Annotated in this window: 17 protein-coding genes; 9 read left to right on the top strand and 8 right to left on the bottom strand. The window is 66.9% G+C overall.

The genetic code is table 11. The features are described 5' to 3' along the window. Nucleotides 1-62: 62 nt before the first annotated feature. Nucleotides 63-572, bottom strand: coding sequence for a hypothetical protein (locus AC5RU7_RS18460; protein WP_494053463.1), 510 nt, complete (start codon nucleotides 570-572; stop codon nucleotides 63-65). Nucleotides 573-628: 56 nt separating this feature from the next. Further along, on the bottom strand, nucleotides 629-1,675 hold the full coding sequence (locus AC5RU7_RS18455) for a DUF808 domain-containing protein (protein WP_494053462.1): 1,047 nt from the start codon (nucleotides 1,673-1,675) through the stop codon (nucleotides 629-631). A gap of 195 nt (nucleotides 1,676-1,870) precedes the next feature. Here AC5RU7_RS18455 and AC5RU7_RS18450 point away from each other — a divergent pair, with 195 nt between their 5' ends. Beyond that, nucleotides 1,871-2,878, top strand: a complete 1,008-nt coding sequence (locus AC5RU7_RS18450; protein ID WP_494053461.1) for a family 43 glycosylhydrolase — start codon at nucleotides 1,871-1,873, stop codon at nucleotides 2,876-2,878. Between the two features lie 116 nt (nucleotides 2,879-2,994). Here AC5RU7_RS18450 and AC5RU7_RS18445 read toward each other — a convergent pair whose 3' ends face one another. Next, nucleotides 2,995-4,284, bottom strand: coding sequence for an ammonium transporter (locus AC5RU7_RS18445; RefSeq protein ID WP_494053460.1), 1,290 nt, complete (start codon nucleotides 4,282-4,284; stop codon nucleotides 2,995-2,997). 288 nt (nucleotides 4,285-4,572) lie between these two features. On the opposite strand from AC5RU7_RS18445, the gene AC5RU7_RS18440 reads away from it, so the two are divergent. The 4 genes from AC5RU7_RS18440 to AC5RU7_RS18425 all read left to right on the top strand — a co-directional run bounded on the left by AC5RU7_RS18440 (nucleotide 4,573) and on the right by AC5RU7_RS18425 (nucleotide 9,336). Next, on the top strand, nucleotides 4,573-5,571 hold the full coding sequence (locus AC5RU7_RS18440; protein ID WP_494053464.1) for a LacI family DNA-binding transcriptional regulator: 999 nt from the start codon (nucleotides 4,573-4,575) through the stop codon (nucleotides 5,569-5,571). A 137-nt stretch (nucleotides 5,572-5,708) separates the two neighbouring features. Then, nucleotides 5,709-6,842: a Gfo/Idh/MocA family protein gene (locus AC5RU7_RS18435; protein ID WP_494053459.1), complete on the top strand. Its 1,134-nt coding sequence runs from the start codon at nucleotides 5,709-5,711 to the stop codon at nucleotides 6,840-6,842. Further along, on the top strand, nucleotides 6,842-7,591 hold the full coding sequence (locus tag AC5RU7_RS18430) for a ThuA domain-containing protein (protein WP_494053458.1): 750 nt from the start codon (nucleotides 6,842-6,844) through the stop codon (nucleotides 7,589-7,591). The genes AC5RU7_RS18435 and AC5RU7_RS18430 overlap by 1 nt, the downstream gene beginning before the upstream one ends. A 59-nt stretch (nucleotides 7,592-7,650) precedes the next feature. Then, nucleotides 7,651-9,336 carry an alkaline phosphatase D family protein gene (locus AC5RU7_RS18425; protein ID WP_494053457.1) on the top strand — a complete coding sequence of 562 codons (1,686 nt, stop codon included), beginning with the start codon at nucleotides 7,651-7,653 and terminating at the stop codon, nucleotides 9,334-9,336. On the opposite strand, the gene AC5RU7_RS18420 is transcribed toward AC5RU7_RS18425, so the two are convergent. Then, nucleotides 9,287-9,745, bottom strand: a complete 459-nt coding sequence (locus tag AC5RU7_RS18420; RefSeq protein WP_494053456.1) for a hypothetical protein — start codon at nucleotides 9,743-9,745, stop codon at nucleotides 9,287-9,289. The genes AC5RU7_RS18425 and AC5RU7_RS18420 overlap by 50 nt on opposite strands. After that, entirely contained in the window at nucleotides 9,729-11,669 is a 1,941-nt protein-coding gene (locus tag AC5RU7_RS18415; protein ID WP_494053455.1) for a primary-amine oxidase, read from the bottom strand. The genes AC5RU7_RS18420 and AC5RU7_RS18415 overlap by 17 nt, the downstream gene beginning before the upstream one ends. 123 nt (nucleotides 11,670-11,792) lie before the next feature. Between AC5RU7_RS18415 and AC5RU7_RS18410 the strand changes: the two genes are divergently transcribed. From AC5RU7_RS18410 to AC5RU7_RS18400, 3 genes are all read left to right on the top strand, one after another. Then, nucleotides 11,793-12,383 carry a TetR/AcrR family transcriptional regulator gene (locus AC5RU7_RS18410; protein WP_494053454.1) on the top strand — a complete coding sequence of 197 codons (591 nt, stop codon included), beginning with the start codon at nucleotides 11,793-11,795 and terminating at the stop codon, nucleotides 12,381-12,383. After that, on the top strand, nucleotides 12,380-13,486 hold the full coding sequence (locus tag AC5RU7_RS18405; protein WP_494053453.1) for an alanine racemase: 1,107 nt from the start codon (nucleotides 12,380-12,382) through the stop codon (nucleotides 13,484-13,486). The genes AC5RU7_RS18410 and AC5RU7_RS18405 overlap by 4 nt, the downstream gene beginning before the upstream one ends. A gap of 135 nt (nucleotides 13,487-13,621) precedes the next feature. Beyond that, nucleotides 13,622-14,581 carry an AraC-like ligand-binding domain-containing protein gene (locus tag AC5RU7_RS18400; RefSeq protein WP_494053452.1) on the top strand — a complete coding sequence of 320 codons (960 nt, stop codon included), beginning with the start codon at nucleotides 13,622-13,624 and terminating at the stop codon, nucleotides 14,579-14,581. Between the two features lie 15 nt (nucleotides 14,582-14,596). Here AC5RU7_RS18400 and gdhA read toward each other — a convergent pair whose 3' ends face one another. Beyond that, complete coding sequence (gene gdhA, locus AC5RU7_RS18395) at nucleotides 14,597-15,934, bottom strand: NADP-specific glutamate dehydrogenase (RefSeq protein ID WP_494053451.1); 1,338 nt, start codon at nucleotides 15,932-15,934, stop codon at nucleotides 14,597-14,599. A 168-nt stretch (nucleotides 15,935-16,102) separates the two neighbouring features. Here gdhA and AC5RU7_RS18390 point away from each other — a divergent pair, with 168 nt between their 5' ends. Continuing rightward, a complete protein-coding gene (locus tag AC5RU7_RS18390; RefSeq protein WP_494053450.1) occupies nucleotides 16,103-16,762 on the top strand; it encodes an AmiS/UreI family transporter in 660 nt (219 codons plus the stop codon). Here AC5RU7_RS18390 and AC5RU7_RS18385 read toward each other — a convergent pair. After that, complete coding sequence (locus AC5RU7_RS18385) at nucleotides 16,759-18,234, bottom strand: APC family permease (RefSeq protein WP_494053449.1); 1,476 nt, start codon at nucleotides 18,232-18,234, stop codon at nucleotides 16,759-16,761. The two genes, AC5RU7_RS18390 and AC5RU7_RS18385, sit on opposite strands and share 4 nt — an antisense overlap. Nucleotides 18,235-18,450: 216 nt before the next feature. Beyond that, nucleotides 18,451-19,347 carry a formyltetrahydrofolate deformylase gene (purU, locus tag AC5RU7_RS18380; RefSeq protein ID WP_494053448.1) on the bottom strand — a complete coding sequence of 299 codons (897 nt, stop codon included), beginning with the start codon at nucleotides 19,345-19,347 and terminating at the stop codon, nucleotides 18,451-18,453. Nucleotides 19,348-19,350: the final 3 nt, after the last annotated feature.

The following is a 19,350-nucleotide window of genomic DNA, read 5'->3' as shown; positions in this document are numbered from 1 at the left end:
GTCAGGACCAGCCGCGCCGGGGGTGAGGAAGTGAGCTTCCAGGGCCGCCGCGCCGGCGGCGTTCAGGCCCGTGGCCTCGTCCACCAGGACCTGGGCGACAGGCCCGTGGCCTCGTCCACCAGGACCTGGGCGTTCTGCCACGACACCGTCCCGGCCTGCAGCGCGTCCAATGCTGCAGGCAGGCTGCTGGTCAAAGCGTGCGATGCACCGATCAGCGCGCCCGCGGCGCGTTCGCCGATGGTCAGGACGCAGGCGACTTCGGCCACCACAGCCATTTGCTGGCCGGCCACCCACTGCGGACCGGCGTCCGGGTCGTGCAGCGCGGCAACTGCCCCGGCATGCCCGGCCACCAACCGCACTTTCACCGCCGCAGTGGCCGCCTCCAGTCTGGCGAGCAACGCCAACCCGTCCAGGCAGTCCGTCGGGAACGCCCGTAATGGATCACTTTCTTCACAGCCGGAAGAGTTGCCGGCAACAACACCCGCAAGCTCGTCAGCGAACCCGGTCACAGACGCCAGGGCAGCTGCAACCGCGTCCCTGCCGTCCACGCCCTCCGCCGTTGTGCCGCCCATACCCAAAGCATTGCAGGAGGGTCTGACAAAACAGCCTCTGCGCTGCGGCCTACTGGCTAATGGGCGGCATCGCCTTCCCGTTGAGCGGGCTCGCCGTCGCGTTTCGTTGGCCGGTATCCGGCGAGTTCGGCGCGGATGTCGCCTTCCTCGTGCCCGCCCTTGTTCTTGCCGATCGGAAGGGCCTTCAGCAGCGGGTGCACAACAGCCATGACGAGCAGGCCCCAGGCCAACCCGAGTACTGCCGAGCACAGCGTGTTCACGAGCCAGGCGAGGAGGCCGCCCACCACTGCAATCCCGGCAAAGGGTTTCTCAAGGACATGGACCAGGTCATAGGGCGCGTGCCAGCCAAGGTCGTATGCGCCCTGCAGCATGATGTGGCCGCCGACCCACAGCATGGCGATGGTCCCGATGAAGGTGATCCCCGCCAGCACCGCGGGCATCCCCTTGACGAGCATTTCGCCAAGTCGCTTGGAGCCGGCGGAGTCCTTGGTGGCCAGGTGGAGGCCGATATCGTCCATCTTCACGATGAGGGCAACCGCGCCGTAAACAAGGACCGTGATGACGAGGGCCACCACTACCAGGATGAGCGCCCGGGTCCATATTGATTCAGCGGCCACCTCGTTCATCGAGATGACCATGATTTCGCAGGACAGGATGAAGTCCGTGGTGATGGCGCCCTTGACCACCTTGGCCTCGGCACCCGGTCCGCGGTCAACCGCCGGAGAGTCCTCTTCCGCGGCGTGGTGGCCGCGGATCTTGTGCCAGACCTTTTCGGCCCCCTCGTAGCAAAGGTAGGTGCCGCCCAGCATCAGGATGAACGGGATGGCCCACGGGGCGAAGGCGCTGATGAGCAGCAGGGCCGGCAGGATGACCAGGAGCTTGTTCCGGAGCGAGCCCCAGAAGATCTTCTTGATCATCGGCAGCTCGCGCGACGGGTCCCTGCCGGAGACGTACTGCGGCGTGACGGCGGCGTCGTCGATGACGACGCCGGCGGCCTTAGCTCCTGCCTTGGCGGCGCCGGCCGCGACGTCGTCCACCGAGGCGGCAGCTATCCGGGCCAGGGCTGCGACGTCATCCAGCAGGGCAACGAGACCGCCGCTCACAGTTCGCTCCCGCGCTTCCCGACGGCGGACTGCTGAGCGTGGATGCTTCGGTTGAGGCTCGTTTTTGGCATGTTCGGAGTATACGTCCAGCGCATGACGGTAAAGGGATCCCAACAAGAACGAGGCAGCCAATGTTCACACCGCTCATCGCCCTTTATGCTGGATCACAACCGCAACTACAACGTTGGAGAAATTGTGCTGGCTACACCTGCCACGGACAAGGCCATCACCACCCTGGCTCCCCTGCGCCCCGATGCCTTCACGGTTCCCTACCGCGACCCGGTATGGGACGGCCCCACTGACCCCATCCTGGCGGCCGACCATCTCAGGGGCGAGTGGGTCCTGTTCTACACGCAGCGCCGGGCCACGAAAGCTGGCCTGACCGGCGTCGAATGGGTGCACGATACGGGTATCGGCGTCGCGCGGTCATCGGATGGTGGTGCCACCTGGACCTACCAGGGCACCGTGGACGGGCTCACGACGCCGGGAACTGAACAGCCCGCAACCCTCTGGGCGCCCGACGTCGTCCGTATTGGCAGCCAGTGGATCATGTACCTTACCGTGCTGCCCGGAGTAAGGACTGACTGGACCGGGCAGGCGGGCATCGTGCAGTTCGCCAGCAAGGACCTGGAGCACTGGGAATACCTTGGTGCCATTGACCTGGACTCCCCGCGGGCCATCGATGCGGCCGTGGCACGTTGCGGGGACGGCCGCTACCGGCTCTGGTACAAGGACGAAACCCGCGACTGCAACACCTACAGCGCGGTCAGTGACACGCCGGAGGACCCGGCATCGTGGGTCCTGGAAGGAGTCGCGATTTCCGGGCGCCCCCACGAAGGGCCCAAGGTGTTCCGGATGGCCGAGGCGTACTGGATGATCGTGGACGAATGGCGGGGCCTGGCCGTCTACCGCTCTGAAGATGCCGCGGGCGACTGGACACGGCAAGAGCACCTGGACGGCCTCATCCTCACCGCGCCTGAAACGGCAGGCGGCCGGCCCGTCGTCGGACGCCATGCGGACGTGGTGCCGCTTCCCGCCGGCGGGGACGGCGCGGAGCGGGCCCTGCTGGTGTACTTCACGCATCCGTACTGGGGCGGGGAGGACATCGGCAGCATGGAAGCGGGCCCGCGCACGCGCCTGAGCCACGTCCGGGCGGCCGTCCTGGAAGTCCGTGACGGCGTCCTGGTGTGCACCGAACACTGAAGGCAGCACGCACGACAGCGGGCCAAACCCTGGAACTATAAGCCAGCTGCTGCCGGCACCGGTCCAGGGCTTGGCCCTCTGCCTGATTCGGGGGCGGGCCCAAGGCCCTGATGAAGCTAGCCGCGGTGCGGTGAGCCCAGCTCCACCGGGTCCTCGTCCGTCAGGTACGCCAGTTCGGAGTGGGCCGCGAGGTCGATGCCGCGCATCTCGTCCTCCGGCTTGATGCGCAGGCCCACGGTCTTGTCCAGGATCTTTGCCAGGATCCAGGTGATGCCGAACGAGTACGCCAGGACCGTGACCGTTGCCAGCGACTGCACGCCCAGGAGGTCCAGGCCACCGCCGTAGAAGAGCCCGTTGACGGCGTTCGGGGCGGCGTCGGTGGCGAAGAGGCCGATCAGCAGGGTGCCGAGGATGCCGCCCACCAGGTGGACACCAACGACGTCGAGCGAGTCGTCGAAGCCGAGCCGGAACTTCAGCTCGATCGCAAGCGAGCAGACGGCGCCGGCGATCAGGCCGATGGCAATCGCACCCAGTGGGCTGACCGAGCCGCAGGCGGGCGTGATGGCGACCAGTGCCGAGACCAGGCCGGATGCAGCGCCCATGCTGGTGGCGGTTCCGTTGCGGAGCCGCTCAACGAGGGCCCAGGCGAGGAGGCCGGCGGACGCTGCCACGGCGGTGTTCAGGAAAACCACCGACGCCGACTGGCCGGCAGACAGTGCCGACCCGGCGTTGAAGCCGAACCAGCCCACCCACAGCAGGCCGGCGCCAACCAGGACCAGAGGCCGGCTGTGCGGCTTGGTGTGTTCCATCTTGGGCCAGCCCGAGCTCTTGCCCAGGACCAGTGCCAGGGCGAGGGCGGCGGCGCCGGCGTTCATGTGCACGGCCGTCCCGCCTGCGAAGTCGATGGCCTTGATGCCGCTGGCAATCCAGCCGCCAGTCACGCTGCCGTCCGCGGAGGAGAAGGCGAAGACCCAGTGCGCAATGGGGAAGTAGACGATAGTGGCCCAGATGCCGGCGAAGAGCATCCAGGCGCCGAACTTCATGCGTCCTGCCGCCGCACCGGCCACCAGGGCCGTTGTGACGCAGGCGAAGAAGAGCTGGAACGCGGCGAACAGGATGACCGGGATGGACGCCCCCTCGTCCGCGGCCAGCAGTTGCCCCATCCCCGGGAACTCGGTGACGTCCCCGATCAGCCCCAGGCCGCCCACGGAGTTCCCGAAGGCCAGTGAGTACCCAAACAGCGCCCACAGGACGGCGACCAGGCTGGCGCCGCCGAAGCACATCATCATCATGTTGAGGATGCGGCGCGAACCCACCATGCCCCCGTAGAACAGGGCCAGGGCGGGGATCATCATGCAGACCAGCGCTGCGCTGGCCAGAATCCAAGCGACATTTCCCGAATCCATTGGGAAACCCCTTTCGTGATGCGAGGAGAGAACGGAAATCGCCTGTCAGAGCCACTCCGGAGGAGGGACGCGGAGTCAGTACCACGTTCAGCGGAGGGCGGCTATTGCCGTCTGGATCCAACTGTATGGCGGGGGTTTTGAGCTGGGTTTCGGGTGTGTTAAATGATGGTTTCAGTCATCCTCACCCGGGTTCAGGGCTACGCCACAGCTGCAGTGGCCCTGGCGCGGCTAAGCTGGAAAAACCCGGGCAGCTTGGCAAACCCTGCCGGCGGAAGGACAGAGACGGACATGGCGAGAGCGACAGTGCAGGACGTCGCCCGGACGGCGGGAGTGTCCGTAGGGACAGTATCCCGGGTCCTGAATGGCAGCCCTGCCGTGAGCGTAGCAAGCAGGGAAAAGGTGGCAGGAGCCATCCGCCAGCTCAACTACCGGCCGCTCGCCTCCGCGCGCGACCTGCGGCGCGACCGGACAATGCGCATCCTGGCGCTTGCCAAGACCCTCGACTCACCCATCATCAGCGAGGCCTTCCGCGGAGTGGGTGACGCAGCAGCAATGTCGGGTTATGTCAGCCTCATCGCGCCGACGTCGGGCGACCCGGAGCGGGAGCAGCAGCTCGTGGACATGCTCCGCAACGGCTCCGTTGACGGGCTGCTGCTGTTCTCACCCACCATGCCGGACGACGACGTGGAGGCTTTGGCCGCCCAGCTCAGTGTGGTGCAGCTGTGCGAAGTGGGGGACGCGGAGGCAGCATTCGGCGTGTCCATCGATGACCGCCAAGCCGCCTTCGACATCACCCGGCATCTAATCGAAACCGGCAACCGGAGGCTTGCAATGATCGGCAACCGGGCCGCCCGCTCAGGCAGGCTGCGCGAGGAAGGGTTCCGCAGTGCTGCAGCAGAAGCAGGCCTGCCGCCCGCTCACACGCTCTTCACGGATGGCGGGTTCGACTTCCATGCCGGGCGCCGCCTCGCCAGGGAACTGCTAACCCTGGACCCGCTGCCGGACGCCGTCTTTTGCGGCAGCGACACCGTGGCCGCCGGCTGCGTCCGGGAAATTACTGATGCCGGCCTGAACGTGCCCGGCGATATTGCCGTGGCGGGTTTCGACGATTCGATCCAGGCGGAGATGTGCGTTCCGGAGCTGACCACCATCAGGCAGCCGGCGTACGACATGGGCCGGCTTGCCTTCGAGGCACTTTTCGACCGCATGACCGGACCGGGCGAACCCCGCCGCGGGCGCACCTTCCTTCCCCATGAGCTGGTGGTGCGGGAATCGACGGCCCGATAAAAAGGGTTGACAGTGGAGAGCAGGCACTGGAAGAATTTTGGAATCGATTCCAACGTTATTCAAATGCGCTTGTAGCGGCCTCGTGGAATCGATTCCACCATGAACCGTGAAAGTCCCGATCCGAAGGAAGCACACCCTTGAACAACCAGCAGCCCGTCGGCCAGCAGGCAGCCACGCCGGCCGCAGCACCTGTTCCAGAACTGAGGGTCGGCGTCGTCGGCATCGGCTGGGCCGGGCAGCAGCACCTGAAGGCCTACGATGCGCTTCCAGGCGTACGCATTGTGTCGCTGGCCGGCATGGAACAGGACCTCCGCGAGTCACTCCAGGCCGAGTACGGCATTCCGCACGGGTTTGCGGACTGGCAGGAGATGCTGGACCACGGCGGGCTGGACGCCATCAGCGTGGCAGTGCCCACCTTCCTGCACGCACCCATCGCCGTTGCTGCGCTTGAGCGGGGCCTGCACGTCCTGAGCGAAAAGCCCATCGCGCGCAACGCCGCCGAGGGCCAAGCCATGGTGGATGCCGCCCGCAAAGCCGGTCGGGTCCTGGACGTCGCCTTCAACCACCGCCGCCGCGGCGACATCCAGGCGCTCAAGCAGGTCATCGACGACGGCGGCCTTGGGCGCCCCTACTATGCGAAGGCATCGTGGCTGCGCCGTTCCGGCATCCCCACGCTGGGCAGCTGGTTCACCAACCCCGAACTCGCCGGCGGCGGGCCCCTGGCCGATATCGGTGTCCACGCCCTGGACTACGCCCTGCACCTGCTGGGCGAACCCAAAGTATTGGCAGTGTCCGCCGCCACCCACTCCGAGCTGGGCCCGCAGGGGCGGGGCGGCGGCAGCGCCTACTCAGCCCTGGCTTCAAGCCACGCGTTCGAGGTGGAGGACTTCGCGTCCGCCTTCCTCCGGCTCGAGGGCGGCGGAACGCTGCTCATCGAGGCCAGCTGGGCGACGTACCGGGAAACCGACGACCTGCTGGACTTCACCGTCTACGGAACCGACGGCGGCGCCGAGCTCAAGGTGCAGGGCGCACCCTTCCCGCCCGTCGGCCAGCTCCGGGTGTTCACCGACAAGGACGGGGAGTCCGCGGATTATGTGCCTCCGGTCCTCCCGGGCCGGGCGCATGATGCCGTGGTGGAGGACTTCGTGACAGCCGTCCGCGGCGGCCCGGAGGCCTGGCGCGGGCATGACGGATCGCTGGCCCTCTACCGGGCACACATCATCGACGCGTGCTACCAGTCGGCGCGGGAGCAAAGGGAGGTTCGTCTCTAATGGGTGAAAAACTGAGGATCCTGGTCTGGAACGAAGGTGTCCACGAGGCCAACAACGAGCCAGCCCATATCAGGGAGATCTACCCGGACGGCATCCACGGCGCCATCGCAGCAGGCCTGCGCTCCTTTTACCCGGAGTCGGAGATTACGACGGCGGTCCTCGCCACCGACGACCAGCACGGGCTCAGCGAGGAGGTGCTTGCCGAAACGGACGTCCTCCTCTGGTGGGGCCACATCGCCCATGACCAGGTGGGCGACGCCGTCGTCGAGCGCATCCAGCGCCACGTTCTGGGCGGCATGGGACTGATCGTGCTCCATTCGGGGCACTTCGCAAAGATCTTCACCCGGCTGCTCGGCACCAGCTGCTCGCTGGCGTGGCGGAACGAGGGCGAACGCGAGCTTGTGTGGACCGTGAAGCCGTCGCATCCCATCGCCGAGGGCGTGGACAGCCCCATCGTGATCCCGGAACAGGAGATGTACGGCGAGCTGTTCGATATTCCCGACCCCGACGACCTGATCTTCATCAGCTCGTTCGCCGGCGGCGAGGTGTTCCGTTCCGGCGTCACGTTCACCCGCGGCAAGGGACGCATCTTCTACTTCAGCCCTGGCGACCAGGAATACCCGGTGTACCACCACCCGCAGATCCAGCGCGTCCTGGCGAACGGCGTCCAATGGGCTGCCCAACCCGGACTGGACCGTTCGGCACCCGCCGTGACCAATCCCGCGCGGGACTGGTTCGCGGAGCGCTAGGAAGACAAGTTGCGGGTTTCCCCATAGCCGCCCCGCGCCCCAGCGGGTACAACTGAAAGATGACTTCCTCAGCGCTGGTGCTAGGTCCCATGATGCGGTTCGTGGAGGAGACGACGGCGAGCGTCTGGGTGGAAACCCGCGACTCTTCCCAGGTATCCGTGCAGGCCGGCGGCAGGGAATGGACGGCTTCAACCTTTGCCGTGCACGGGCACCATTACGCCCTGGTTGACGTGGATGGACTTGAGCCTGGAACGGTAACGCCGTACACGGTGGAGATCAACGGACGCCAGGTATGGCCGGAGCAGGAGCCGGGTTTCCCGCCGCCGGTGATCGCCACGCTCAAGCCGGGCAAGCCGCTGCGGCTGGCGTTCGGTTCCTGCCGGACCAGCGTCCCCCATGATGCCTCCGGCAACCGCAGTCATGGCGTGGACGCCCTGCGCGCGTACGCCATGGACAGGAGCTCGAACGGAAAGGAACCCTGGCCCGATCTGGTGGCATTCCTCGGAGACCAGGTCTACGCCGATTCCACCAGCGACCAGATGCAGGAGTTCATCAAAACGCGGAGGGACATTAAGGAGCCTCCCGGCGAGGAGCTCAAGGACTACGAGGAGTACGCCCACCTCTACTACCTGGCCTGGTCCGACCCGGCCAACAGGTGGCTGCTGTCCACCCTGCCCAGCGCCATGATCTTTGACGACCATGACATCCGGGACGACTGGAACGCGTCGCGGAGCTGGCGGGAGGAAATGCAGAGCGCCAGCTGGTGGCGTGGGCGAATCGTAGCCGGGCTGGCGTCCTACTGGGTCTACCAGCACCTCGGGAACCTTTCGCCGCAGGCGCGCGCTGCGGATCGCCTCTGGCAGAAAGTTGCCGCTCACAGCGGCAGCGGGGAATTGGACCTCAGCGCCGAGCTGGACGCCTTTGCGGCGCAGGCAGACCAAAACCCGGAGGCTTACCGGTGGAGTTTTTGCCGCGACTTCGGTGACACCCGGCTGATCGTGGTTGATTCCCGTGCCGCTCGGAACCTGGCACCGGACCGCCGCGCCCTGCTGGATGACGCAGAGACCGCCTGGCTGGACGACCGGATGCAGGGCGGCTTCCGGCACCTGCTGGTGGCCACGTCCCTGCCGTTCCTGCTGCCGATGGGCCTGCATCACCTCGAATCCTGGGACGAGGCCGTTTCGGAGGGCGCGTGGGGGAAACGCGCTGCCCGCGCCGCCGAGAAGCTGCGCCAGGCCTTCGACTTGGAGCATTGGGCAGCCTTCCAAAAGAGCTTCCGGCAAGTGGCGGCGATGGCCATGGAGGTGGCAGATGGCCGGCGCGGCCCGGCACCGGAAACGGTGACCTTCCTTTCCGGCGATGTGCACTTTTCCTACGTCTCTGAAGTGGAGCGGAGCGAAGGCAGCAGGATCATCCAGGCGGTCTGCTCCCCCATCCGCAACCCGCTGCCCCGGCTGCTGCGGTCCTTCGGCGCTGTCATGTCCTACGGCCTGGCCGCCCCCGTGGGCGCCGCCATTGCCCGCTCGGCTAAAGTCCAAGCGCCGCCGTTCCAGTGGTCCGGCATCAAGGGCCCGTGGTTCGACAACAACCTGGCCAGCCTCGAGGTGGTGCCCGGGGGGCTGAAGCTATGGTGGCAGAAAGGCGTGGTGGACGGCGGGGACAACCTTCACCCCCGGCTGGAACGCGTGGCGGAGATTACCGTCTCTTCCCGCCGCGCCGGGGAGCCTGCCAGGGAACGGGGTTAAGCCCCGCCTGCCGCCGCAGCCGTGCCACGAGCGTGGCGGCGAGCATCGCCGTCGTTAGTTCCAGTCCGATAACCAGCAGCAGTCGGCTACTGTTGGTCACCTCGAAAGCGGACGACGGCGCTCCCCCGCCGTGGGCGTGCCCCGCACCTCCCGCGCCCAGCAGCAGGACCGCGTGCAGGCCGGCCATCGCCACGGCGGCGGCAGTCACCCGGTGGAGTGCCCCCACTCTTCCGTGGCGCCAGATGTGGACGGTGCAGGGGACGCAGACGGCGGCGAGCGCCACCATCAGGAGTCCGAGCCAGACGCCGTGCCCGCCGGAAGCGGCCACCCACACATGCACCAGGCAGGACGCCGCAGTGACCAGCGCGCACAGCCGGGAATGAAGTCCCCGGCTAGTGGCAGGAGCCAACGCTGGTGCCTTCGCTGTGGCACGCCGACGCCGCGTTGACGTTGGCGGGCACGTCCAGGACCGGGCTGCGGTCGAAGAAACCTTCGGGGCGGAGCTTGAAGCCCACGGTGTCCACGGGCATGATGGGCCAGTCCTCCACCCGCGGGAAGTGAGTCAGGCCGAAGGTATGCCAGACCACGATGTCCTGGCCGTCGATATCCCGGTCCTGGGCCGCGTACCCGGGCAAGCCGGCGCCGCCGGCGTGCTGATTGACGAAGTCGCCCGTGGGGTACCGCTCCTCCTCGGCGTAGCGGGTGACCCAAAGGTCCTGGGTGGCGAATGCGGCGCGGCGGGCAATCGAGGATTCGGGGTCAGCGAGCAGGGTGGGCTGGTTGTGGGAGTGGAGCTTGTAGCCCACCGGCTCGCCCAAGCGGTTGCGGGACTCCGGGTTGGAGATGATCCAGGTGCGGCCGGCGCGGGCGTCGGCCTCCCGGACCGCGTCGGACTCGCGGGCCAGGACGGTGCGCTTTCGGGAGAAGGCGTTGCCCCGCTCGTTGCCCGGGCCCATCGCCTGCCGGACCACGTCTTCTTCCTCCACCCGGTTGGTGAACCCGTCGACTGCCATGTCCAGCCGCGCGCTGAACAGGTGCTGGTGGAACGGGGCGCCCAGGCCGGGGGCCAGCTGGGAGATGTTGTCCGAGCCTCCCTCCGGAAACGCGGAGGTGAAGACGACGCCGGTTGCCTTGGCCTCGAACTCGATGGTGCCGTCCAGGTAGAGGTACCAGTAGAAGCCGTAGTCGTAGTTGCCAATGGTGGTGAAGAAGGAGATCACCAGGCGGCGGTTGCGCCGGGTGTAGTTGACGCCGCTCCACAGGTCACTGTGCTTGGACAGGATGCCCCAGTCCTCCTCGTGCATGCAGATGCCGTTCCAAATCTCGCGCGGGTTGCCGAAGGCGTCGCTGATGACCGGGCTGAGGTAGGTGATGTCGCCCAGGCAGTCGCAGCCCAGCTCCAGGGAGTTGGCGTACTGGCCCACCAGGTATTCGCCGGTGTCGAAGTAGTTCTGCCAGGACCGGATGGGCGACGGATCGCCGTACGGGACCACCATTTCGGCGATGGAGGCCCGGTTGATGATCGGCCGCAGCCGGTCACCGTCCCGGAACGCCAGGTTGTGCAGGACCACGCCCTCGCGGACATCGAAGCCCACGTCCACGCTCCACTTTTCCCACTCCACGTGGTTGCCGCCGGTCACGGTAAAGCTGGGGCCTTCAGGCTGGGTGATGTTGATGGGTTTCTGGGTAGTGCGGAGCGGGCCGGTCAGTTCCGGATCGGTGTAGTTGCCGTGCTCCGCGGGGATGGGCATGGCGCCCAGGTCGATCACCTGCGTGACCTCCTTGTTCACCACGTCCACGTAGGCCACCAGGCCGTCCACGGGATGGGCCCACGCGCTGTCCTCGGGGAAGTCCTGGACGAACGCCAGGCCCCGCAGGATCCGCCGGCCCTTCTCCTCGGCATATTCAAAGACGCCCGCCGAAAGCGGCGCCACACGCACTTTTTCAACATCCAGGCCCCGGTCCTCCAAAGCCTTGAGCCAGCGTGTGTCGGTGGCAAGGAGGGCCTCCACCAGCTCGAATTCCTCCTCAAGGACCGGCAGTTCGCCGGTCGCCGCGGTATCGAGTTCGACGGCGGACAGCACCTTTTGCTGCGTGACCGAGACGATCACGTCGCGCGGCGCCGCGCCGGAGACATCGTGGACAAAGACCCGGAAGCGGCGGTCCGCCTCCTTGGGTGCCGCGCCACGCGGTGGCTCCAGGAGGCCCAGGTAGGCAATCCGGTGCTGTGGTTCCAACTGGCCTGCCGCCTGCAGGATGGAACGTACTTCAAGGATTTCCGGCGCCGTTGCCAGGCTGAAGGGGGATGCAGTGCGGGTTGGTGCAAGAGTCATGGTGAAACCTTTGTCCGGGCCGCAGTCGGCCGCTGGTGGTTTATTTTCTATAGTTGTAGAGAATAAACGTCCGTAACATGGCTCACAAGAGTCTGAGCGAAATATTTCCCGGGAGTGCCAGCGGTGCCGAAGATAGTTGACCATGACGAGCGCCGGCTGGAGCTCGTTGACGCCACGTGGCGGATCATCGCCCGGCAGGGCCTCGAAGGGGCCACCATGCGCGAGATCGCCATGGAGGCCGGGTTTGCCAATGGCGCCCTGAAGCCCTACTTCCCCACCAAGGACACCCTCCTCGAATTTGCCTTCGGCCACGTCTTCAACCGGACCAACCAGCGGATTGCACAAGTGACTGCGGGCAAGAACGGCATTGCAGCGCTGCGGGCCTTCTGCCTGGAGGTACTGCCCCTGGACGAGGAGCGCGTCAACGAAGCGCGGATCGTGATCCCGTTCTGGCAGAAGGCCGTCAATGACGCCCAGAAAGCGCAGATCCACCAGCAGTCCATGGCCGCGTGGCTGGACACCATCCAGCGATTCCTGTCAGAGGCGCGCGAAGCCGGCGACGTCCGTGCCGCCGTCGACGATTCCATCCTGGCCGGCCAGCTCCTCAACATGCTGCTCGGCGCCCAGATCGAGGCGGCGCTTGCCCCGGAAGGCGGGGCCGACTTTGGCCACGCCGCCCAGCTTGACGGCTACCTCACCCTGCTAGCCGCATGACGGCGCAAATGATCCCCGCGGACATCGAGACGCCGGGCATCCTGGTCGACCTGGACATCCTTGACCGGAACATTGCCCGCATGGCGGATACCGTCCGGGCCAAGGGACTCATCCTTCGGCCCCATGCCAAGACGCACAAGATCCCGGAGATTGCCGCCCGCCAGCTTGCCGCGGGCGCCACGGGGCTGACGGTCGCCACCATTGGCGAGGCGGAAGTCTTCGCCGATGCCGGCGTGGACGACCTTTTCATCGCCTACCCTTTGTGGCTGTCCGACCGGAAGGCCGGACGGCTCAGGCGCCTCGCCGGAAGGGCGGAACTCACCGTGGGTGTGGACTCCGCGGAAGGTGCCGCCCGGCTTGGCCAGGGACTGGGGCCGGCGGCGGGAAACGTCAGGGTGCTGGTGGAGGTGGACAGCGGCCATCACCGCAGCGGGGTACGCCCGCAGTCTGCAACGGAGGTTGCCCGGGCAGCATCCGACGCCGGGCTGGACGTTGCGGGCGTGTTCACTTTTCCCGGCCACAGCTACGCTCCAGGCATGCCCGCCGAGGCGGCGGCGCAGGAGCAGGAGGCACTACAGCTTGCGGCGGAAGCCCTGGCGGCAAGCGGGTTCACGGCAAGGGTGCGAAGCGGAGGATCCACACCCACTGCGCTGCTCACTGGAAATTCCGGCGCCACGGAGGTCCGTCCGGGCGTCTACGTTTTCGGCGACGCCCAGCAGCTTGAGCTGGGCCGCTGCGCCCCGGAGGATATTGCGCTCACGGTGGCAGCCACCGTGGTGAGCCATCATGCGGTGGAACCCGGCATGACGCCCCGCTTTATCGTCGACGCCGGCAGCAAGATCCTCGGCAGTGACAAGCCCTCCTGGGCCACCGGTTACGGGCGACTGCTTGGTCATCCGGAGGCGAGGATCACGGCCCTTTCGGAGCACCACGCCACCGTGGAGTGGCACAGCCCGGAAGAACCGCCGGCGCTGGGCGGACGGCTGCGCGTCATCCCCAACCACGTGTGCCTGGCCATGAACCTGGTGGACGATGTCGCAGTCGTCAGCAACGGAAGCCTTGTGGAGCGCTGGCGCGTGGCCGCCCGTGGCAGGAACACCTAACCCCTCAGCCGGGGGAGGTCTTTTTTTCGCCAACTGTTGAAAAAAGATTGGTGCCGCAATAACCTGAGTGGACTGTGTTCCACGACATAGTCCGGGGGAGAGTCAGATGGCCGTCCGTCGTCGTCAGGATCATCCATGCCAGCACATAGCCCGTCCGGGTCCGCCGGGCAGCAGCTCACGTCCCGCATCGCCACATCCTTCGACCACTGGAAGCACCTGGTGGCCGAGTCCTTCGTGCCCCTGGCCGCCAGCACCGCGGACGTGGACGGCTTCCGCGGACAGATGCGCTCCCGCGTGCTGGACCGCATGTCCATCGTGGAAGTCACTGCCACGTCGCACGAGGTGCACCGCACGCCGGCGCTGATTGCCCGGGCCGGCGAGCGCTACTTCAAGCTCAACCTCCAGCTGGAGGGCACCGGCCTGCTGATCCAGGACAACCGCGAGGCAGTCCTCCAGCCGGGCGACCTTGCCATCTACGCCACCAACCGCCCCTACACCCTCACCTTTGAAGAGCAGGCGCGGATGATGGTGGTGATGTTCCCCTGCGACGCCCTGTCCCTGCCGCCGGACTACGTGGGGCAGCTCGCCGCCGTCCGCATGGACGCCACCGGACTCAGCGGTATCGTGGGGCAATTCATCCGCCAACTCTCGGACAACCTGGAGGTCCTGAACGGTCCCAGCGGCTCCCGCCTGGCAACCAACGCCCTGGACCTGGTCTCCACCATGCTGCACGCCGAGATGGACATGACCCCGGACCGGATGAAACCGCAAGCGCTCCTGGCTGTATCCATCCGGGAATACATCGAGGCCAACTTATCGGATCCTACGCTGTCACCCGCCAGCATTGCCGCGGCGCACTTCATCTCCACCCGGCACCTGCACAACGTCTTCCACGAATCCGGCACCACGGTGGCCAACTGGATCCGAAGCCAGCGGCTGGAGGGCGCGCGCCGTGACCTGCGGGACCCCCTGCACGCGGGACAGCCGGTGGGCGCCATCGCCGCCCGGTGGGGAATCCTTGATGCCGCGCACTTCAGCCGGACCTTCCGGGATGCGTTCGGCGTCTCCCCCAGCGACTGGCGGCGCGGCGGCTAGGCTACACCGCGTCCGCTAGATCAGGCCCTGCGCCAGCATGGCCTCGGCCACTTTGACGAACCCGCCAATGTTGGCGCCCAGGACATAGTTTCCCGGCTCGCCGTACTCGTCGGCGGTGGCAGCGCACCGGTGGTGGATTCCCACCATGATGTCCGTCAGCCGCTCCTCCGTGTGCTCAAAGGACCATGAGTCCCGGCTGGCGTTCTGCTGCATCTCCAGCGCCGAGGTGGCCACACCGCCGGCGTTGGCGGCCTTGCCGGGGCCAAAGAGCACCCCTGCCTCCTGGAAGACTGCCACGGCGTCCCGGGTGGACGGCATGTTGGCCCCTTCACCCACCGCGAGGAGGCCGCCCCGCACCAGCCTCGCGGCAGCACCGCCGTCGAGCTCGTTTTGCGTGGCACAGGGCAGCGCCACGGTGGCATCGACGTCCCACACTGAACCGCCGTCAACATAGAAGACGCCGGGACGGCGGACGGCGTAGTCCTTGAGCCGGCCGCGTTCCACTTCCTTGACCTCGCGCAGGAGCCCGACGTCGATCCCCGCGTCGTCCACGATGTAGCCGGAGGAGTCGGAGCAGGCCACCACAGTGGCGCCCAGGGACTGCGCCTTGGCGATGGCGTTAATGGCCACGTTGCCCGACCCGGACACCACCACGCGCTGGCCGTCGAACGAGGTGCCGCGGGTCTTCAGCATTTCCTGCGTGAAGATCACGGTGCCGAAGCCCGTGGCCTCCGGGCGGACCAGCGAGCCGCCCCAGGAGATCCCCTTGCCGGTCAGCACGCCGGATTCATACCGGTTGGTAATGCGCTTGTACTGGCCAAAGAGGTAGCCGATTTCGCGCCCGCCCACGCCGATGTCGCCTGCCGGGACGTCCGTGTACTCGCCAATGTGCCGGTACAGCTCGGTCATGAAGGACTGGCAGAACCGCATCACCTCGGCGTCACTGCGGCCGCGCGGGTCAAAGTCGGACCCGCCCTTGCCTCCGCCGATCGGCATCCCGGTGAGGGCGTTCTTGAAGATCTGCTCGAAACCCAGGAACTTTACGATGCCCAGGTAGACGGACGGATGGAACCGCAGCCCGCCCTTGTAGGGACCCAGCGCCGAGTTGAACTCCACCCGGAAGCCCCGGTTGATTTGCACCCGCCCCGCGTCATCGGTCCACGGCACGCGGAAGATGATCTGGCGCTCGGGTTCGCAGAGGCGCTCCAGGATGGCGGCGTCGAGGAATTCAGGGTGCCGGTCATGGACCGGGCCGAGGCTTTCAAAGACCTCCACCACCGCTTGGTGGAATTCCGCCTCGCCGGGATTCCGCGCCAGGACGGTGTCCCGAATAGCCTCCAGCCGTGCGTCCATGAACTGCTTCCTTGCCTATTCCCCGCCGCACCGGCGGCTCCGGCGCGTACAAAAGTTGATACTTCAACTTATACGATTATGACCGGAGGCCTGTAGCCAGCGGCGCGGATTCCACCCTAATATCCGGAATGTGGCATTCCAATTCCGTGTTGTGAAAAGACGCCCGACTTGTGCGAACCACCGGGCGGCCTTCTGATGGCCGACATCTGCCTGCTGCTCTCCGGGGCAGCACTCCTGATCAACGGCCTGGGAACATTGGGGTTCCTTCCCCGCCGGGACGCCGGGGCCTTCAGCCTCCTGGTGGGCTGCACCCAACTGGCGCTCGGCATCGCCTGCCTGGCGGTAGGCGGCACTGCGCCGCTCACCGTCGCGGGGATGTTCCTGTTCGGCACCACCTACGCCTACGTGGGCCTGGATGTCCTGCTGGGCCTTGGATCCAAGGGCGTCGGCTGGTTCTGCGGCAAGGTGGCCGCCGTCGGACTGGTCCTCGCCGCAGCCTGGCTGGGCACCGACCCGCTGCTGGCTGTCCTGTGGCTGTGCTGGTCCATACTGTGGGGCATGCTTTTTGCCTCCGCGGCACTGGGCGTCACGCGCCTGGATCCGCTGGCCGGCTGGAGCCTGGTGCTGTCCAGCCAGGTCACGGCAACTGCTCCGGCCCTCCTGGGCCTGGCCGGGCTGTGGCCTGCCGGGGGCGGCGTGGCGGGCGCTGCGGCGGTGCTGCTCGCGGGGGTCTTCGTGCTGGCACACAGGCTGGCCCGCCGGGGAGCTGCTGCTCCCCCGCGGGCCAGTGAAAAGCTGCCTCCCGGCCCTGCCGGGCAAGCGTCCTAGAGGCGGCTGCTTCCCAGGTTCGCGGCTGCCTGCCGGCGCTGCACCTGCCCCTCCACCAGCACGCCTGCCACGTAAACGGCGGGGACGGCCACCAGCAGGGCCACCGCGGTTTCGGTGCTGCCGCCGATCAGCGCGGTGAAGTTGCTGACCACCAGGAACAGGATCCACGCCAGCAGGAGGGCGGCGAGCGCCGGAGCCACCAGGGTCTGCCACGGCTGGCCTGTGATGCGCTCCCGGCGGAAGAACCCGACGACGGCCACCGAGCAGAGGATGTACAGCACCAGCAGTGCCGCAACTGCCAGCCCGCTGAACCAGGAGAAGAGGCTCAGCACGGGGTCGAGGCCCAGGAGGGCGAAGGGGGCAACGAGCACGACGGCGGCGCCGGTCTGGATCCACGCTGCCACGGCCGGGGCGCGGTGCCGGTTGGTCCTGGCCACGGCTGCAGGCATGGAGCCGTTCAGGGCCAGGGAGTGGAGGTACCGGTTGATGCCGTTGTGGAAGGCGATGATGCCGGCCAGCAGCGACGTGACCAGCAGGACGCCGGTCACCACCCCGGCCCACGGGCCGAAGAGTTCCACCATGGGCCCCAGGACGAAGACGGTGGCGTCCCCTGTTTCCAGCGCCGCCCCGGCAGCATCCATCACCTGGGAGGGGCCGTAGTAGCTGACCAGCATCCAGGAGGTGAAGGAAAAGAAGACGGCGATGACGCCCACGGAAAGATAGGTGGCACGGGCAACGGTGCGGTGCGGATCCTTGGCTTCCGCCGAATAGATCGCCGTGGATTCGAAACCGAACATGGACGCCACGGCAAACATGATGGCCACGCCGGGAGCTCCGGCGCCGATTGCCGCCGGCGAGAAGGACGCCGCAAGCTCAAGGCCCTCCGGTCCCCCGCCGCGGAACAGCACGGTGAAGCCGAACAGCAGCAGCACCGCGACCTCCAGGCCCACCAGCAGGGCCAGGAGCCGGGCACCGAGTTCGATGTTCAGCGACCCGAGGACCTGGACGCCCGCCATGGTGGCCAGGGCCAGCAGCCACCACGGCACCTCGAGTCCCATGGAGGCCAGCAGCCCGGAGAACACGGCCCCGTAGAGCCCGTACATTGCGGCCTGGACCGTGTTGTAGGCCAGCAATGCGAGCCAGGCTGCGCCGGCACCGGTCCTCCTGCCGAACGCGGCGGTGATGTAGGCATAGAAGGCGCCGTTGGCCTGGATCCTGCGACTCATGGCCACGAAGCCCACCGCGAAGATGACGATCACGATGCCCACGATGAGGTAGGCGCCGGGGGCGCCGGCACCGTTGCCGAGCGCTGCGGCGAGCGGCGAGGCGCCCACGATGCCCGTCAGGGGCGCCTGCGCCGAGAGGACGAAGAAAAGGATGCCCAGCACGCCGATGCTGCCGGCGCGGAGGGCAGTGGAATGCTCCTTGGCCGGAGCGTCAGTGGTCCGGGACTCGGAATTGGAAATACTCATTGGATCCTTCTTAGCGGTCATGAGTGGGGGAAATGTCTGTGGGACTCAGCTTGGCAAAGGACTTGTGCAGCGCTTTGTCGTGCAGTGATCAGTTGTTGTCGGTCAGCGCAACGCCGCGCGGGCCGGCAACAAGGCCTTAAATGCAAAATGCCCCTGCCGGGTGCCAGTTGGCGCCAGACAGGGGCATGAACAGTTGTTGCGGCCGGGACCGTCCGGCTAGCGGAGCACCACGGTCCGGTTGCCCCGCAGGATGACCCGTCCTTCGCAGTGCCAGCGGACAGCGTTGGACAGGGCCTTGCATTCGGTGTCGCGGCCTGCGGCCACCAGTTCCTCGGGACCGTAGGTGTGGTCCACGTCCACCACCTGCTGGGAGATGATGGGTCCCTCGTCCAGCTCGGCGTTGACGTAGTGTGCGGTGGCGCCCACGGTCTTGACCCCGCGCGCGTAGGCCTGGTGGTACGGCTTGGCGCCCTTAAAGCTGGGCAGGAACGAGTGGTGGATGTTGATGGCCCTGCCGTCCAGCTTGCGGGTCAGGTCGTCGCTGAGGACCTGCATGTAGCGGGCCAGCACCACCAGCTCGACGTCCAGTCCGTCCACCAGCTCCATCAGCCGGGCTTCGGCCTCGGGCTTGGTGTCAGCCGTGACCGGGATGTGGTGGAACGGGATGCCATGCCACTCCACCAGTGCCTGGTGGTCCCGGTGGTTGGACACCACGGCCACCACATCCACCGGCAGCTCGCCGATCCGTGCCCGGAACAGCAGGTCGTTCAGGCAGTGGCCGAACTTGGACACCATGATCAGCACCCTGCGCTTGGAGCCTTGGCGTTCCAACTGCCACCGCATGCCAAACTTTTCGGCCACGGGGGCAAACGAGTCCCGCAGGACCTGCAGCGTGGAGTCGTCCCCCTCGGAGACGAAATGCACGCGCATGAAGAAGTGGCCCTCGGACCGCTCCCCGAACTGGTTGTTGTCGATGATGTCGCAGCCGTGTTCCAGCAGGAAGCCGGAGACGGCGTGGACGATGCCCGGCCCTTCGGGGCAGTCCAGGGTGAGGACATGCTCCACGCTGGTGGGCGTCTTCGGGGCGGGGACGGAGGTTTCAGTAGCAGTCATGGC

The sequence above is a fragment of the Arthrobacter sp. K410C genome (assembly GCF_059090105.1).
This window is presented reverse-complemented; position numbering and strand designations above follow the sequence as displayed.